This window comes from Allobosea sp. LC85, from assembly GCF_000735605.1.
Classification (GTDB): Bacteria; Pseudomonadota; Alphaproteobacteria; order Rhizobiales; family Beijerinckiaceae; genus Allobosea.
Genome location: NZ_JPKG01000027.1, coordinates 172,836 through 187,201 on the forward strand (window position 1 = coordinate 172,836; position 14,366 = coordinate 187,201).

Consider the following 14,366-nt stretch of genomic DNA (forward strand, 5'->3'; position numbering starts at 1 on the left):
GTCTGCGCTAGTTTTCCGGGGAATTCAATCATCCGAACCGGAGGATGGCGATGCGGGGAATGTCCTCAAAAGCACTGAAAGGGCTCGCGCGGGCTGACCTGCTGGAAAGCCGGGCTTTCCTGAACGGCGCGTGGCGAGACGCAGACGATCGGCTGCCGGTCGTCGATCCGGCGACTGGGGAGACGATCGCGGAAGTCACCTCTCTGCCGCTCGATACCGTCGATGAAGCGGTTTCCGCGGCGGTCGCCGCGCAGCGACTCTGGCGTGACCGCCTACCAATCGAGCGCGGTTTGCTGCTGCGTGAGTGGGCCTCCGCGATGCGGCGCAATGCCGAAGACCTCGCCATCATCATGACAGCCGAGCAGGGCAAGCCTCTGGCCGAGTCGCATGGCGAGATCACTTATGCAGCCGCCTTCCTCGACTGGTTTGCCGCTGAGGGCGAGCGCGCCTATGGCGAGACGATCCCGAGCCATCTCCCGAGCAGTCGGCTTTCGGTGCAGATGCAGCCGCTCGGCGTCGCCGCGGCCGTTACACCCTGGAACTTTCCGAGCGCCATGATCACCCGCAAGGCAGGCGCAGCGCTGGCTGCCGGCTGCGCGATGGTGGTGAAGCCCGCGCCCGAGACGCCGCTTTCAGCGCTGGCGCTGGCGAAGCTCGCCGAACAGGTCGGGTTTCCCGCCGGCATCTTCCAGGTGCTGACCGGGGAAGCCGCTCCACTGGCGCACCGCCTGCTCGCGCATAGCGATATCCGCGCCTTCTCCTTCACGGGCTCGACCGAGGTCGGCCGGCTGCTGCTCGGCCAGGCGGCACAGACGGTGAAGCGCGCCTCACTCGAGCTCGGTGGCCATGCCCCTTTCATCGTGTTCGACGATGCCCCGCTCGCTGCCACCGTTGCCGGCTGCATCGCGGCGAAGTTTGCGACCTCCGGGCAGGATTGCCTTTCCGCCAACCGGATCTATGTCCAGCGCGGCGCCTATCCGCGCTTCGTTTCCGCCTTCGCCGAGGCGGCTGCGCGACTGAAGGTCGGCCATGGCCTCAGCGAGGGCGTCGATATCGGGCCGATGACCAGGGCCTCGGTGGCAGAAAAATGCCGCCACCAGATCGCGCAGGCGGTCGCAGCGGGCGCGCGCATCGTCGCTGGCGGGCAGGACAGCCCGCTCGGGGGTAATTTTGTGCAGCCGACCGTTCTGGCCGATGTCACCGACGCCATGACGATCGCGCGCGAGGAAACCTTCGGTCCAGTCGCGGCGATCCTGCCGTTCGACGACGAGGCGGACGTCGTGGCGCGCGCCAACGCGACGGAGATGGGCCTCGCGGCCTATGTCTATACCGACGACCTGCGCCGGGCGATGCGGCTCACCGACCGGCTCGAATACGGCATGGTCGCGGTCAACACGCCGAAATTCACCGGCGCGCCGATCCCCTTCGGCGGCTGGAAGCAGTCCGGCCTCGGCCGCGAGGGCTCGCGCCACGGCCTCACTGAGTATCTCGAAGCCAAATATGTCTGCTTCGGAAATCTGGCAGCATGATCAAGGAGAAACGCCTATGACGATCGATGTCGCAGCCATCGGCGCGCTGGATCGCGCCAGCGTCCTGCATCCCTTCACCCAGCTCAAGGATTTCGCCACCGGCAAGCTCGGTGAGCCGACCATCGTCGAAACCGGCAAGGGCATCCGCATCCAGGATGCAACCGGCCGCAGCTATATCGACGGCTTCGCCGGGCTCTATTGCGTCAATATCGGCTATGGCCGCACCGAGGTGGCCGAGGCGATTTCGCGGCAGGCCTACCGGTTGGCTTACTACCACTCCTATGCCGCGCACACGACAGATGAACTCGCCATCCTCTCCGACCGGCTCGTGAAGATGGCGCCGGGCAGGATGAGCAAGGTCTTCTACGGCATGTCCGGCTCGGACGCGAACGAGACCCAGGCCAAGCTCGTCTGGTACTACAACAACCTGCGCGGCCAGCCGAAGAAGAAGAAGATCATCTCGCGACTGCGCGGCTATCACGGCTGCAGCGTCGTCTCGGGCTCGATGACGGGGATGAGCTTCTACCACGACCATATGGACCTGCCGTTCTCCGGCATCCTTCATACCGGCGCACCGCATCACTACTGGGGAGCCCAGACCGGCGAGACCGAAATCGAGTTCTCGAAACGCCTCGCGGACGAACTCGAAGGCCTGATCCTGCGCGAGGGACCTGAGACGGTTGGCGCCTTCATCGGCGAGCCGGTGCTCGGCACCGGCGGCATCACCCCGCCGCCTGAGGGCTACTGGCAAGCGATCCAGCCGGTACTGCGCAAATACGACGTGCTGCTGATCGCCGACGAGGTGGTGACCGGCTTCGGCCGCGTCGGGACGCCATTCGGCTCCCATCTCTACGGTATCGAGCCGGATCTGATTACCGTCGCCAAAGGGCTGACCTCGGCCTATTTTCCACTCTCGGCCGCGATCGTCGGCGAGAAGGTCTACAAGGTGCTGGAGGATGGCGCGGACCGCGTCGGCGCCTTCTCGCATGGCTACACCTATTCCGGCCATCCGATCGGAGCGGCTGCGGCCAATGCGGTGCTCGATATCGTCGAGCGCGAGGATCTGGCTGGCAAGGCGCGCGATGTCGGCGGTTATTTCCAGGACCGGCTGAAGGCGACCTTCGCGCAATTGCCGATCGTCGGCGAGGTGCGCGGAATCGGTATGCTGGGTGCGCTCGAATTCGTCGCGGATCGCTCTGCCAAAACCCGCTTCAACCCCGCTCTCAAGGTCGGTGCCCGCATCTCCAAGGCCGCGCGCGATCGTGGACTGATCGCCCGTGCCATGCCGCATGGCGACATCCTCGGCTTCGCGCCGCCGCTGGTGACGACCAGGGACGAGATCGACGAGATCGTCGGCATCGCAGAGAAGGCCGTGCGCCAGGTGTTGGATGAGTTGGCGCGCGATAAGGCGGCGGTGGCCTGACACTGCCGGCGATGCACTAGGCAACGGCACAGCGCGAAAGGGCCCGCCGATCTGGCGGGCCCCGATTTCATGATCGTGCTCTGGTGCACTACGCTGCAGAAACGTCAGGCGTTCTCCAGCTCCCGCTTCATCTCGTCCATGTCCTGGAAGCGATCGGCGAGACGCGGATGGGCGCGGCTGTTGTCGGCGGCGCCGATGGCGACCAGAACCTCATCGGCGCCCGGCGCGTCGGGAATCTGGAAGTTCGCGGTGAGGAAGTGCGAGCGCTTGCCGGTCTCGGTCTTGTGGATCATCGGCAGCGAGAGCAAGGCGCCCGGCGCGATGCGCGTGTTGGTGAAGCTCAGATAGGCGGTACCCTTGACTGCGTCGCGGAACATGTTGCCGAAGCGCAGCGTGTGGATAAGCGCCGAAGCGTGCTCGATCTCGCCGTTGGCGCCGACGGCGGCGGCCTTGCCATAGGCCTCGACCTGCTCGGCCGGCATTACGGCAACGAGGCGTTTTGTCAGTTCGGCGCCGAGATGCGGAGCGATCCGCAGGATCTCCGGCCGCAGGTTCTCGACGAAGCCTTGTCCCGCCCAGGGATTGCGCAGCACGGCGGCGACCACGACGAAGCGCACCGGCCTGTCGGTGGCCTTGCCGCCCTCGATGAAGGTTTCCTCGACGAAGGTCGAGATCTTGCGCAGACCATAATCCATGGGATGTCCACCTGTTGCGATTGTCGAATGGTGGTGAAGGGTAAAGTCCTGCTTCCATGCACGTCTTCCGCCGGATCGCCGGAAGAATATCCTGACCTCCCCTTCGATGCGGGGTAAGATCGAGCATGTCGCGGCTGGAGACTGGAATGGCGGATCAGGCATCGCAGATGCGCTCCTTGAGGGATGTCGCCAGCCGGATCAATGCAGGCGGCGATCTCGATACCGTCCTGCGCGATCTCATCCGCGCGGCCTGCGAGCATGGCGGCTGGGCGCTCGGCTCGGTCATGGCGATCGATGCCCCACATGGCGACGCGCATGTCATCGTGCGGCACGATCCGACCCTGCTGCGCAGGCAACTGGAGAATCGCTGGGAATTGGCGACGAGCCCCGCCCTCATCGCGCTCCAACGCAACGAGCCGGTCTATATCCGCGATGCCCGTGCCTCCGATGAGTTTCCCGGCTATCGGCGCGAGGCCTTCGAACGCGACTATCGCACCGTGCTCGTGCTGCCCATGAGCTGCGCTGATGCGGAAGGGCGGCCGATGGTGCTGAACGTGGTTTCGCGCGACGTCACCGAGGTCTCGCCCGACGATCTCGCCTTCATGAGCATGATCGTCCATCTCGGCGGCATCGCGGTCGAGCGCGAGCACCGGCTCCGGGCCGAACGCCATGCGGCCGAGCAACTACAGAAGGCACTGCAGACGCAGACAACGCTGCTGCAGGAAGTCCTGTCCGGCGGTTCGAGTTCGGCGTTGGCGGCGATGTTGGCGGATCTGCTGCCAGACCCCGTGCTGGTCGTCGATTTCTCCGGCAATGCACTGGTAGCCAGCCGCTCGCCGACGCCGCTTCATTTCGACGACGCTGGCTGGCAGCGGGCGATCGACACCAGCCTCAGCGGTCAGATCATCACGGCTGCGCGGGACGCCGTCGCGGCCGAACGCATCGAGCCGCAGAGCCTGCGGCTCGATGACGGCGCGCGACGCCTGCAGCTCATGGCCCGGATCGAGCCCCTGAATGTCGACGGACAGGTCGTCGGCGCTCTCGTGATATTTGCGGCGGCGCAGCCGGCCGGCGACCTCGAACGGCTTCTGCTCGACAGCGTGAAATTCGCCCTCAGCGTCCAGATGATGCGCAGCGTCATCCGCTTCCGCTTCGAGACGCGCACGCTGACCGAGCTGTTCTTCGAGATTGTTGAACGCCGCTGGCGGGATGCCGACGACGTGCTCCAGCGCGGGCGCAGGCTCGGCCTCGCGCTCAGCGCTCCGGCGCGCATGGTGGTCGTCGATTTTCCGGACGCGCCGTCCCTGCCGGCCGACATCACCGTCGATTGCCACCATGCGGTGACGCGGCTGGCGCGCCAGCTGAACATTACCGCCAGCGTCGTCGCCGTCGGCGGCGGGCTGGTCTGCCTGCTGCCGCATGATGCTGACGGCGATCAGGAGAGGGCCGGGCGCCTGGCGCGGCGCATGGTCGAGACGCTGCGGCACAGTTTCAACCGCGAGCCGATCGTGGTCCTTGGCGGCGTCTGCGACGGTCTCGACGCCTATCCCAAGGAATGGGAGCGCTGCTGGCGGATGATCCGCATCGCGCGCGCCTTCGGCCGCACCGGGACCTTGTCGGCCTCGGATTTCGGGCCGATGCCAATGCTGATCGGAGCGGCGGAATCAGCCGATGTGCGCAGCTTCGTCGAGGGTAGCATCGGCGCGGTCGTCGCTCATGACCGCAAGCACGATACGCCCTATCTGGAAACCCTCGCCGCCTATCTGCGCGAGGGCTGCCGGGCCCAGGCCTGCGCCGATGCGATGGGGCTGCATGTGACGACGCTGCGCTACCGGCTGTCGCGCATCCACGACCTGTTCGGGATCGACCCGGAGACGCCGGACCGCCGTTTTGCGATCGAGCTGGCGATCCGGTTGCATGGCGTTATCGAGAACGGCTCCGCCGCGGCTGGCTGAGGCGAGCCCACGCTTTCCCGTTCTTCATAGAAGTTTTTTGCCGTTCCGTCCCCCTCTTCATAGGAAGAAGAGGGCTGCGCCGCCGCCTAGCCTTCACCCGGTCCCGCATTGATCGAGGTGAAGCGCATGCTCGCTCCGGCCGCCAGCACGTCCAGTCCGATCGACTCCGTCGCACTGCGCCGTGCGCTAGGAACATTCGTCACGGGCGTGACCGTCATTACCACCCGCGACGCCGACGGCACCCCGCGCGGCATGACGGCGAACTCGTTCACCTCCGTCTCGCTTGATCCGCCGTTGCTGCTGGTCTGCGTCGGCAAGAGCGCACACAGCTTCGCGGCCTTCAACAGCTCGCCATCCTTCGCGGTCAATCTGCTGCATGAGGGGCAGACCGACGTCTCCAACCTGTTTGCCTCGAAGGCCGCCAACAAGTTCGATACGGTCAGTCACGACCGCATTCATACCGGCTCGCCTGTCCTGACAGATTGCCTCTCCTGGTTCGACTGCACGGTCCATCGCCGCGTCGATGCCGGCGACCATGTCGTGCTGATCGGCGAGGTTCAGGCCTTCGGAACAAGCCCGTCGGCTCCACTTGGCTTCTGCCGCGGGCGTTACGCCAACGTCAAGGATCCGCTGCCGCCTGGCTGGCTGGCCTCACATGGCATGATCGTCGGTTACCTGATCGAGGCTGACGGGCAGCTGCTGCTGCGCTCGGACGGCAAGGGCGGCTGGGTGCTGCCAAGCGCGAAGCGCCGCATTGCCGACAACGAACTGAAGCTCGAGGGAGGCGATGCACTCACGCTCGTGCCGGACGACACCTTCCTCTACTCGGTCTTTGACGTCACCGATGGCGATCCCGGCTATCTGATTTACCGCGCCCGCCTTGCGCAGGACTCCGCTTCGGCCGCGCTTTCCGCGGGGCTCCGATTCTTCCCGATCGACCAGCTTCCCTATGATGCGATTCCGACGCGCGAGATCAGCGCGATGCTGCGCCGCTATGCCCGCGAAAGCGCGAGCAAGCGCTTCGGAATCTACATGGATTCCAACGATGGCGGGCGCCTCGCCATGGTCGGCGCGGCCCAGCCCTGGGCGCCAAACTCGCAATCTTGAGCCGGCAAAGTAAATTAGATGAAGACCACCGTCAAAAACCTCGAAGGCTCACGCCAGGATCTCTTCATCGACGGCCGCTTCGTCGCGCCCAAGAGCGGCGTCTACGTGCCGTCCTACGATCCGACAATCGCCGAGCCCTGGTACGAATTCGCCCAGGCCGATGCGACCGATGTCGATGCCGCCGTGCGCTCGGCGCGCTCTGCGCTGGTCAACCCCGCCTGGCAGCGTCTGACGCAGACCGATCGCGGCAAGCTGGTGCGACGGCTCGCCGAACTCGTGCTGGAGAACGCTGACGAACTCGCGATGATCGAGTGCCGTGACAACGGCAAGCTGCTCAAGGAAATGCGCGCCCAGATGCGGGCGATTCCGGATTCCTATCTCTATTTCGCCGGCATGGCCGACAAGCTCCAGGGCGACACAATCCCGGTCAACAAGCTCGACACCCTGAACTTCAATCTGCGCGAGCCGATCGGTGTGGTCGGGATGATCATCCCGTGGAACTCGCCGCTGATGATGCTGACGGGCACGCTCGCGCCTTGCCTCGCGATCGGCAACACCATCGTGGTGAAGCCCTCCGAGCATGCGACGGCCTCGACGCTGGCGCTGGCCGAGCTCGTCATCGAGGCCGGCATTCCGCCCGGAGTCGTCAATGTCGTCACCGGTGACGGCGCGACGACGGGCGATGCGCTGACGCGCCATCCCGGCATCGCGAAATACGTCTTCACCGGCTCGACCTTCACTGGCCGCAAGATCGCGGGCAACGCCGCCAACAACCTGGTTCCCTGCCAGATGGAGCTGGGCGGAAAGTCGCCCCACGTCATCTTCTCCGATGTCGATATCGACAAGGCGGTGAACGGCGTCGTCTCCGGCGTCTTCGCCGCGGCGGGCCAGACCTGCGTCGCCGGCTCGCGTTGCTTCGTCGAGCAGCCGATCTACGACCGCTTCGTCGAAGCGCTGGTCGAGCGCACGCGGCGCATCAAGGTCGGCCATCCGCAGGTCGAGGACACCGATATGGGGCCGCTGGCGCTCTCCGCCCAGCTCGCCAAGGTCGAGGACTATGTCTCCTCCGGCGTGCGGGAGGGCGCGAAGATCGCGGCTGGCGGGCGCAAGCCGCAGGACGGCGAACTCGCGCGCGGCTGGTATTTCGAGCCGACGGTGATGACCGAGGCGGGCAACGACATGCGCTTCATGCGCGAGGAGATCTTCGGGCCCGTCGTCGGCGTCGTGCCGTTCAAGAGCGAGGAGGAGATGATCGCTCTCGCCAACGACACCGAATACGGCCTGGCGTCCGGCATCTGGACCCAAAACATCGATCGCGCGATGCGCTTTGCCCGCAACATCGAGGCCGGCACGGTCTGGATCAACACCTACCGCTCTGCCGCCTACATGTCCGCCAATGGCGGCATGAAGAACAGCGGTTATGGCCGCCGGGGCGGCTTCGAGGTCATGCGCGAATTCTCGCGCCTGAAGAACGTGGTGATCGACTACTCGGGCGCCATGCAGGACCCGTTCGTGATCCGCCTGCGCTGAGCGGTCACGGCAACAAGCCCAGAACGGAGGAAAGCCATGAAATTCGCCGTTTCCATCAGCATGGAGCGTTTCTCGCCGGACGCTTCGATGCAGGAAGCCGTCAGGAACTTCCGCGCGCTGGCGAAGATCGCCGACGAGGGCGGTTTCGAGACGCTGTGGACCGCCGAGCACCACACCATCGAATGCACGGTCTCCCCCAACCCATTCACGGTGCTGACCTGGCTCGGCCAGCACACCGATCGGATCAGGCTCGGCACCGCGACGCTGGTCGCCCCCTATTGGTCGCCGATCCGGCTGGCCGGAGAGGCCGCGCTCTGCGACCACCTGACCGGCGGCCGGCTCGAATTCGGTATCGCGCGCGGCGCCTATCAATACGAGTTCGATCGCATGGCCGGCGGCATTCCCCAGCAGGAGGGCGTCGCCTTCATGAAGGAATTGGTGCCGGCGGTGCAAAAGCTCTGGGCCGGAGACTATGCCCATGACGGGTACTACTGGAAGTTCCCGCTCGCGACCTCGGTGCCCAAGCCGCTGCAGCAGCCGCATCCGGCGATCTGGGTCGCGGCGCGCGATCCCGGCACTTTCGACTGGGCGGTCGGGATCGGCGCCAACATCCTGTCGACGCCGCTGTCTTCACCACCGGCCGAGGTCGGGGTCCTCGGCGAGAAGTTTCGCAAGGCCGTGGCCGACCATCCCGAGCGTCCGCGTCCCCGGCTGATGATGCAGCGCCGAACCTGCGTCTACGACCGCAAGGAGGACTGGGAAATCGCCGTGCGCCACTCTGTCGATTATGGGCGCTATTTCGAGAACCTGATGCAGAACATCGGCACGGTGACCAATGGCTTCCCCGAAGCGGTGCCGTTCGAGACCGTCGCCAATCGCGACAACTACAATCCGCAGGCAGTCCACGACAACCTGATGTTTGGCACGCCGGACGAGGTCATCAGGAAGCTGCAGATCTATGAGGATGCCGGCGTCGACCAGTACTGCCTCGGGCTGTCCTTCAATCTGCCCTTCGAACTGCAGATGAAGACGCTGCGGCTGTTCATCGACGAGGTGATGCCGCATTTCGCCGCCCGTGAGCAGGAGCGCGCCGCGGCGCCGCGCTTTGCAGCAGCCGGGTATTGAGCCATGGGCGCTGCGATACAGGCGGCGCGCGCGCCGCAGCAGCATGGCGCGACGAGCCTGACGATCGGCGACGTCACCCTGAACTATCGCCTGCAGGGCAGTGGTACACCGCTTGTCTGCATTCATGGCGTCGGCTCCTATCTGGAAGCCTGGGAAGGCGTGGCCGAGCGCCTGGCCGATCAGTTCCGCATCCTCACCTTCGACCTGCGCGGCCACGGCCGCTCGACCAAGGTGCAGGGGCGCTATGAAATCGACGATTTCGTCGGCGATGCGCTTGCGCTGGCTGATCATGCCGGGTTCGAGACCTTCCATCTCGCCGGCTTCTCCTTGGGCGGGCTGATCGCGCAGCGCCTGGCGCTGACGCATCAGGAGCGGATCCGGCGGCTGGTGCTGCTCGCGACCGTGGCCGGGCGCACCGAGGATGAGCGCGCGCGCGTCGCGGCACGTCTGGCCGCGCTACAGGCAGGCGACCGAGGCTCGCACTACGACGCCTCGCTGTCGCGCTGGCTGACCGAGGATTTCCAGGCGCGCAATCCCGAGCTGATCGCGATGCTGCGCCGACGCAACGCCGAGAACGATCCGGAATGCTACGCTGCTGCCTATCGCGTGCTGGCACAGACCGATTTCGGCGGGCTGCTCGATCAGATCCGGGTGCCAGTGCTGGTCGCGACGGGGGAGGAGGACGCCGCCTCCAACCCGCGCATGGCGCGCTATATGCACGAGCGCATCGGCGGCTCCGAACTGCACATTCTACCCGGCATGCGTCATTCGATCCTGACCGAGGCACCCGAGCAGGTGGCCGCGCTGATGCGCGGATTTCTCGGCAGCCGTTCCGGAGATACGCGATGATCGTCGAGGAGCGAATCTACCGCATTCGCAACGGGCGGATGGGACGCTATCTCCAGCTCGTGCGTGATGAGGGGCTGGCGATCCAGCAGCCCATCCTCGGCCATCTGATCGGCTACTTCACGACCGAGATCGGTCTGCTCAGCCACGTGACCCATCTCTGGGCCTATGCCGATTTCGAGGACAGGACGCGGCGGCGCCAGCAATTGGCGGATGATCCGCTCTGGCAGGCGTTTCTGCCGAAGCTGTCGGAGAACATCGAGCAGGCGGAGAACCGCATCCTGCTGCCGACCGAATTCTCGCCGTTGCGATGAAGCGGGAGGAGTTCGGTTCGATGTTCCCGCTTTTGCGACAAATAACGAAAATATTCGTCCTACGGATCATAGGAAGACAGGTGCGGGCGCCGGGCTCTTAAATCGGGACAGCAGGCAGGTCGAACAAGCCCGACGACACAAGGCGCCGAGAGGAGGGGACGGGATATGGCCGAGCGACTGCAGATCCAGAATCTGTACAAGATATTCTCAGGCACTCCGGAGGCTGCGTTGCAGATCCTCGCGAATGGCGGGGACAAGAACACGGTCTTCGAGAAGCTCGGCGCGGTCGTCGGGCTCAACAATGTCTCCCTGAGCGTGCCGCAGGGCGCCATGTACATGGTCATGGGCCTGTCGGGCTCCGGCAAGTCGACGCTCGCACGTTGTATCAACCGGCTGAACGAACCGAGCGCCGGGAAGATCCTGCTCGACGGCCGCGACATCGTCGCGCTTGGCGATGACGATTTGCGAGAGGTGCGCCGCACCCGCATCTCGATGGTCTTCCAGCATTTCGCGCTGCTGCCGAACCAGCGCGTCATCGAGAATGTCGAGTTCGGGCTCAAGCTGCGCGGCGTATCGCCCCAGGAACGCCGGCGCCGTGCCGACCAGGTTCTGAACGTCGTCGGCCTCGGGCGCTGGGGCTATCATTACCCGCATGAGCTGAGCGGCGGCATGCGCCAGCGGGTTGGCCTGGCGCGCGCGCTCGCAACCGACGCCGACATCCTGATCATGGACGAAGCGTTCAGCGCCCTCGACCCGCTGATCCGCACGGAAATGCAGGACGAGCTGCTGCGCCTGCAGCGCACGCTGAACAAAACGATCCTGTTCATCACCCATGATTTTCAGGAGGCGCTGAAGCTCGGCACCCGCATCGCCATCATGTCAGAGGGCGAACTCGTTCGCGAAGGCACGCCGCAATCGATCGTGCTTGAGCCGGGGAGCGACTATGTCGCGGCTTTCACCCGCGAGATCGACCGGGCCAGGCTGTTCGACGCACGCTCGGTGATGCGTGCGACGACGCCGATCCTCCAATCGGAGCGCGGCATCCTGGTAGGCGATGCTACGGGCGCTGCAGGCGCCGGCTTCGTGCTTGACGGCGAGGGCAGGGTCCTGGGCGCGCTCGATGCTGCTGCGCTCAGCCGCGCCCGCGACAGCGGCGATATCGGCACGCCAAGCGCCGACTATGTCAGCGTGCCGGGCAACGCCAAGCTGCTCGAGGTTGCCCGCAGCTATCGCGATGGCCGGCCAATCGCCGTCGTGGACGAGGACGGCAAGTTCGTCGGAACGCTCGGCGTCGACGCGCTGCTTTCGCGCATCTCTGCGACCAATCCCAAGACAGCATCAGCCGGAGATCGCCATGTTTAAGGCCGACGATCTTGCCATTTTCCCGATCGACAGCTGGATCCAGCATGGCGTCAGCTGGGTCGCGCTCAATCTGCGCCCCCTCTTCCTCGCCATCAAATGGCCGGTAGAAGCGCTGCTCAGCCTGAACGACGCGCTGCTGCACGCGATTCCGTTCCCGGTTTTCGTCGTCGGCTTCACCCTGCTGGCATGGCGTCTGGCGACGGCCGGCATCGCGGCCTTCAGCGCGATGTCGCTCGTGGTGATCGCGATGCTCGGCGTCTGGAACGAGGCGATGACGACACTCTCGCTGATCTCGACTGCGATCGTGTTCTGCGCGGCGATCGGCATCCCGATGGGGATTTGGTGCGCGCGCAGCGACCGCGTCTGGAACGTGGTGCGGCCAATCCTCGACATCATGCAGACGACGCCGAGCTTCGTCTATCTGGTGCCGGTGGTGATGCTGTTCGGTGTCGGCACCGTGCCGGGTGAAGTTGCAGTCGTCACGGCTGCGGCGCCGCCGCTGATCCGCTTTACCAATCTCGGTATCCGTATGGTCGAGCATGAGATCGTCGAGGCCGGCCTCGCCTTCGGCGCCGACAAGCGCCAGCTCCTGTTCGAGATCCAGCTTCCCCTTGCCATTCCGACCATCCTTGGCGGCCTCAACCAGACGGTGCTCACCGCGATGGTGCTCTCCGTCGTCGTCGCGATGATCGGTGCCGAGGGGCTGGGGCTCGTCGTTCTCCAGGGCCTGGGGCGTCTCGATGTTGGCCGCGCTGCGGTCGGCGGTATCGCCATCGTGCTGCTGGCGATGGTGCTCGACCGTGTCACGCAGAAGATGGCCGAGCCCAAGCGCGGCGGCGGCACGCAAGGCTCCCTGCTGCGCACCGTGCTTCGGCTCGTACGTAGCGAGCGCCCCGACGAGCCGGCAGTGCCTGCCGGCCGGGCCAAGGAAGCTCTCTGAATGCGAAGGAGGGCCGTTCCGGGCTGCTCTCACTGAAGGTGCCGGCCGCCACATCCAGCCATCTCGGCTGGGCCGGTGGTGATGCCCTGGCTCGAAGACCCGCCGCGTGGCGGGGGTGGGGAAACCAAAAGACGATCGAACAGATCGACGATCCAGCAGGAGAACGCAATGACAGCCATGACCAGACTGAAGATGCTGACGGCTGCAGCCGTCGCGCTGGGCGCATTCGCCCTCGCAACAGGCCCGTCGACGGCGCAGGACCTGCCGGGCAAGGGCAAGACCGTGCGCTACGCACAGAGCGACAGCCTCGGCGCCAATTATGTGACGGCGCAGATCGTCATCAAGGCGCTGAAGGAGCTTGGCTATGACATCAAGCTTAGCACCGTCAACACGACGCTGTTCTTCCAGGCGGCGGCGCAGGGCGACCTCGACATCGCGACGGACGTGAACTTCCCCCAGCGCGAGCCGGGATTTCGCGCGGTCGAGAAACAGGCGATGGTTGTCGGCGGCGGCATGATCGTCGGGGGCGGCATCAACGGTTACCTGATCGACAAGAAGACCGCGACCGCCCACAACATCACCAGCCTCGAGCAGATGAAGGATCCGAAACTCGCAGCCCTGTTCGGCCGGGACGGCAAGGCGGACCTGATCAACTGCGATCCGGGCTGGAGCTGCGGCGACGTGGTCGATTTTCAGCTCGACAAGTTCGGCCTCAAGGGCACCGTCAAATCGATCCGCGGCAAATATGAGGCGCTGATGGTCGAGGCAGTTGCCCGCGTGAAGCGCGGCGAGCCGGCCTTCTTCTACGCGTGGAGCCCGTCCTGGATGAACAATGCGCTAGTCCCCGGACAGGACGTGGTCTGGCTGCCGACGCCGGCCGACGCGCTACCGCCTTCCGTGCCGAACAAGGGCTCGGCGCTCGTCAGCGGCGTCAAGGGCTGCGCCGGGGGCGCCGACCCCTGCCGCATGGCGATGGCTTCGTGGAACTGGGCGGCGGTCGCCAATAAGGAGTTTGTCGCGGCCAATCCGGCCGTAAGAACGCTGGTCGAGAACCTGAAGTTCCCTCTCGAAGACTGGTCCAGCTGGGAGTTCAACATCAACAAGAACGGCGGTAGCACGGCGCTGGTGACGAAGCTGGCCGATGAGTGGATCGGCGCGCACAAGGCGCAGTTCGACGGATGGGTCGCCACGGCCCGAACTGCGAAATAAGCGTTGCTTCATACCGACAACGTCGAAGCGAGGCCGGTTTTCTGGCCTCGCTTTTGTGCGTCGGTATGAGGGCGAACGAATGGCGAAGATCTGCGCTTCTGGTCTGGCCCTCTCAACGGGCCAGACCGAACGTCCTGCCCGCCACCGATGAACGGCGGCAGCGCGTGCCGTTGCAGCGCTACGGCAGGAGCGATGAAATCGCGGGCACGATCGCCTTCCTCGCCCCCGACGATGCCGGCTACATCACCGGGCAGAACATTTGCGTCGATGGTGGCACCACGCGCGGGATCTGAGTGGCGGGGGTGAGCAGAGCCTTGGGTGTCCAAGGTGC

Annotated in this window: 12 protein-coding genes and 1 pseudogene; 12 read left to right on the forward strand and 1 reads right to left on the reverse strand. The window is 65.4% G+C overall.

All coding sequences use genetic code 11. The annotated features are described in order from the left end of the window. The first annotated feature begins 50 nt into the window (after positions 1-50). Entirely contained in the window at positions 51-1,529 is a 1,479-nt protein-coding gene (locus tag FG93_RS12995) for an NAD-dependent succinate-semialdehyde dehydrogenase (protein ID WP_043235122.1), read from the forward strand. Positions 1,530-1,545: 16 nt separating this feature from the next. After that, positions 1,546-2,952: an aspartate aminotransferase family protein gene (locus FG93_RS13000; protein ID WP_043234942.1), complete on the forward strand. Its 1,407-nt coding sequence runs from the start codon at positions 1,546-1,548 to the stop codon at positions 2,950-2,952. 104 nt (positions 2,953-3,056) lie between these two features. On the opposite strand, the gene FG93_RS13005 is transcribed toward FG93_RS13000, so the two are convergent. Next, the gene (locus FG93_RS13005; RefSeq protein WP_043234944.1) at positions 3,057-3,647 is read right to left on the reverse strand and encodes an amino acid synthesis family protein; all 591 of its coding nucleotides are present in this window, start codon (positions 3,645-3,647) and stop codon (positions 3,057-3,059) included. Positions 3,648-3,793: 146 nt separating this feature from the next. On the opposite strand from FG93_RS13005, the gene FG93_RS13010 reads away from it, so the two are divergent. The 10 genes and pseudogenes from FG93_RS13010 to FG93_RS33585 form a co-directional block, all read left to right on the forward strand. Continuing rightward, complete coding sequence (locus FG93_RS13010; RefSeq protein ID WP_043234945.1) at positions 3,794-5,602, forward strand: helix-turn-helix domain-containing protein; 1,809 nt, start codon at positions 3,794-3,796, stop codon at positions 5,600-5,602. 126 nt (positions 5,603-5,728) lie between these two features. Then, the gene (locus FG93_RS13015; protein ID WP_043235123.1) at positions 5,729-6,709 is read left to right on the forward strand and encodes a flavin reductase; all 981 of its coding nucleotides are present in this window, start codon (positions 5,729-5,731) and stop codon (positions 6,707-6,709) included. Between the two features lie 18 nt (positions 6,710-6,727). Next, positions 6,728-8,239 carry an aldehyde dehydrogenase gene (locus FG93_RS13020; RefSeq protein WP_043234946.1) on the forward strand — a complete coding sequence of 504 codons (1,512 nt, stop codon included), beginning with the start codon at positions 6,728-6,730 and terminating at the stop codon, positions 8,237-8,239. A gap of 36 nt (positions 8,240-8,275) precedes the next feature. Beyond that, a complete protein-coding gene (locus tag FG93_RS13025; RefSeq protein ID WP_043234947.1) occupies positions 8,276-9,364 on the forward strand; it encodes an LLM class flavin-dependent oxidoreductase in 1,089 nt (362 codons plus the stop codon). A gap of 3 nt (positions 9,365-9,367) precedes the next feature. Continuing rightward, positions 9,368-10,213 carry an alpha/beta fold hydrolase gene (locus FG93_RS13030; RefSeq protein WP_052513704.1) on the forward strand — a complete coding sequence of 282 codons (846 nt, stop codon included), beginning with the start codon at positions 9,368-9,370 and terminating at the stop codon, positions 10,211-10,213. After that, complete coding sequence (locus tag FG93_RS13035) at positions 10,210-10,524, forward strand: NIPSNAP family protein (protein ID WP_043234948.1); 315 nt, start codon at positions 10,210-10,212, stop codon at positions 10,522-10,524. The genes FG93_RS13030 and FG93_RS13035 overlap by 4 nt, the downstream gene beginning before the upstream one ends. A gap of 165 nt (positions 10,525-10,689) precedes the next feature. Then, complete coding sequence (locus FG93_RS13040; protein ID WP_043234949.1) at positions 10,690-11,886, forward strand: glycine betaine/L-proline ABC transporter ATP-binding protein; 1,197 nt, start codon at positions 10,690-10,692, stop codon at positions 11,884-11,886. Beyond that, positions 11,879-12,826, forward strand: a complete 948-nt coding sequence (locus FG93_RS13045) for a proline/glycine betaine ABC transporter permease (RefSeq protein ID WP_043234950.1) — start codon at positions 11,879-11,881, stop codon at positions 12,824-12,826. Before FG93_RS13040 ends, FG93_RS13045 begins: the two co-directional genes overlap by 8 nt. Before the next feature lie 168 nt (positions 12,827-12,994). Beyond that, the gene (gene proX / locus FG93_RS13050) at positions 12,995-14,035 is read left to right on the forward strand and encodes a glycine betaine/L-proline ABC transporter substrate-binding protein ProX (RefSeq protein WP_081881510.1); all 1,041 of its coding nucleotides are present in this window, start codon (positions 12,995-12,997) and stop codon (positions 14,033-14,035) included. A gap of 134 nt (positions 14,036-14,169) precedes the next feature. Next, positions 14,170-14,328 (forward strand): annotated as a pseudogene (locus FG93_RS33585) (SDR family oxidoreductase); the annotation flags it as partial. Between the last annotated feature and the right edge of the window lie 38 nt (positions 14,329-14,366).

Bases quoted from the DNA above. Each gene is read 5' to 3' on its own strand.
- FG93_RS12995 (WP_043235122.1), top strand. From the start codon at position 51: ATGCGGGGAATGTCCTCAAAAGCACTGAAAGGGCTCGCGCGGGCTGAC.
- FG93_RS13000 (WP_043234942.1), top strand. From the start codon at position 1,546: ATGACGATCGATGTCGCAGCCATCGGCGCGCTGGATCGCGCCAGCGTC.
- FG93_RS13005 (WP_043234944.1), bottom strand. From the start codon at position 3,647: ATGGATTATGGTCTGCGCAAGATCTCGACCTTCGTCGAGGAAACCTTC.
- FG93_RS13010 (WP_043234945.1), top strand. From the start codon at position 3,794: ATGGCGGATCAGGCATCGCAGATGCGCTCCTTGAGGGATGTCGCCAGC.
- FG93_RS13015 (WP_043235123.1), top strand. From the start codon at position 5,729: ATGCTCGCTCCGGCCGCCAGCACGTCCAGTCCGATCGACTCCGTCGCA.
- FG93_RS13020 (WP_043234946.1), top strand. From the start codon at position 6,728: ATGAAGACCACCGTCAAAAACCTCGAAGGCTCACGCCAGGATCTCTTC.
- FG93_RS13025 (WP_043234947.1), top strand. From the start codon at position 8,276: ATGAAATTCGCCGTTTCCATCAGCATGGAGCGTTTCTCGCCGGACGCT.
- FG93_RS13030 (WP_052513704.1), top strand. From the start codon at position 9,368: ATGGGCGCTGCGATACAGGCGGCGCGCGCGCCGCAGCAGCATGGCGCG.
- FG93_RS13035 (WP_043234948.1), top strand. From the start codon at position 10,210: ATGATCGTCGAGGAGCGAATCTACCGCATTCGCAACGGGCGGATGGGA.
- FG93_RS13040 (WP_043234949.1), top strand. From the start codon at position 10,690: ATGGCCGAGCGACTGCAGATCCAGAATCTGTACAAGATATTCTCAGGC.
- FG93_RS13045 (WP_043234950.1), top strand. From the start codon at position 11,879: ATGTTTAAGGCCGACGATCTTGCCATTTTCCCGATCGACAGCTGGATC.
- proX (WP_081881510.1), top strand. From the start codon at position 12,995: ATGACAGCCATGACCAGACTGAAGATGCTGACGGCTGCAGCCGTCGCG.